The sequence below is a fragment of the Petrotoga sp. 9T1HF07.CasAA.8.2 genome (genome assembly GCF_002895585.1).
In the GTDB taxonomy this organism is placed as follows: domain Bacteria; phylum Thermotogota; class Thermotogae; order Petrotogales; family Petrotogaceae; genus Petrotoga; species Petrotoga mobilis.
The window spans coordinates 1-1,648 of sequence record NZ_AZRI01000047.1 but is presented as its reverse complement, the minus strand read 5'-3'; the positions used below and the strand labels follow the sequence as shown (position 1 = coordinate 1,648).

General features: G+C 30.8%; 2 protein-coding genes. Both read left to right on the top strand.

The window, feature by feature from the left end; translation table 11 throughout:
• The coding region (locus X925_RS09790; RefSeq protein WP_233187778.1) for a CPBP family intramembrane glutamic endopeptidase at positions 1 to 772 on the top strand (772 nt) is incomplete at its 5' end.
• Positions 773 to 943: 171 nt separating this feature from the next.
• Positions 944 to 1,384: an Hsp20/alpha crystallin family protein gene (locus X925_RS09785; protein ID WP_103065871.1), complete on the top strand. Its 441-nt coding sequence runs from the start codon at positions 944 to 946 to the stop codon at positions 1,382 to 1,384.
• Positions 1,385 to 1,648 lie beyond the last annotated feature (264 nt).

Genomic DNA, 1,648 nt, shown 5'->3' with positions numbered 1-1,648 from the left:
GCCGGGTCTAAGGGACCGCAGGTCCCTTTCCTTAGAAGGGTGGGGAGCGGGGCTAAGGGGCGCTAACACAGAGGTTGGTGAATATATGCTCTTTATTAAATTTATCATCTTACTAATTATCTACTATTTACTAATATATGTAATAGGCCGATCTTTTTTAAAAAGAAAAGGTATTTATTTGGGAAATTTAATTTTAGGAATATTCAGTATTGGGATTTCTATTCTTCTTATCTATCTTTCACCAATAAACTTCCAGCAAGCAGGATTCCAAACTGGGAATTTTAAAAAAGGACTGTTTATGCTTTTAATTTCTTTTATTTTAATACTGGGATCTTTGGGTAGTATGAGGAAAATGTCTCTTTCTGATCTCATGAAGATTCCCTACGGAAGTTTTCAAAATAACAAAATTATTTTATTACATGTTTGGTTGGTTGTAGGCCCTGCCGAAGAATTATTTTATAGAGGATTTATCCAAGGTAATTTAAGATTTTTTTTACCCGGTTCAATTTTTTCTATTGAATATGCAACGATCATAGCAACAGTACTTTTTGTTTTTGCCCATTTAAACAATCTCTTCTTTGGCAGAGAAAGTATAAAACAATTTATAGGTCTTTTACCAGGAAGGATCATAATGGGATCGATTTTGGGATACACCTTTCAAATTTCAAATAGCTTGATTTATCCCATAATAATACATACCCTCTCAGATGGATTAACTCTAACTTATTTAATTATTTTAAAGAAGCGATCCCTAAATAATTATCACTTATAGATAACAAGTGATTAAATCTTTTATTATATTTAAATTTAGTATTAATATAAAGCTTTTATTGTCAATTAAAAACAATCATAACCTTTTTTGAAGCCTCTCTTGACACAAAAGATTTTTTTGATATATAATTTTAGTGAAAATAATAAACAGTGAAAAGGGAGGCGGTGATAAATGTTAGAAAGAAGAAGAGACGACAGGGATGACAGAGAAGACTTGTTATCTCCATTTGATTTCTTCAATAGAGAGTTTGAAGATTTCTTTAGATCTTTGCCTTTTGGAACGACCTCTCGTGGTGAGATGGATGTATATGAAACTGACGATGATTACGTCGTAGAATGTGAATTACCTGGTTTAAACAAAAAAGATATAAAAGTTCAATTAAACAACGATCTATTAACCATATCCGCAGAAAAGAAAGAATCCGAAGAAGTAAGAAGAGGAAATGTGTATAGGAGAGAAAGATACTTTGGTAGAATTGAACGAACTATAAGACTACCAGAGTACATTGACAAAGACAAAATTAAAGCTGAATATGAAAATGGAGTTTTGAAACTAACTATACCAAAAGTTGAGACAGCTAAAGGTGAAGGAAAAGAGATCAAAATTGAATAAAACTGACAATAATTAAGAAGGCAGGCGTAAGCCTGCTTTTTATAATTTTACAAAGTAATTTTATAGTTATTCTTTCAAGCTCTTGAGAAATTTTAGTCGTTTCTACAATTAGAGCCTATTTTATTTGGTTTAATAATCTGAAATGCAAAAAAATGTAAATAAATTTTCTTAATAATTCTTAATTATGGTATAATAAAAAATAACAGCAACAACATCCTACTTAGCTAATTTAAAAATAAAATTAGGGTGGGCAGCGGGGCGAAG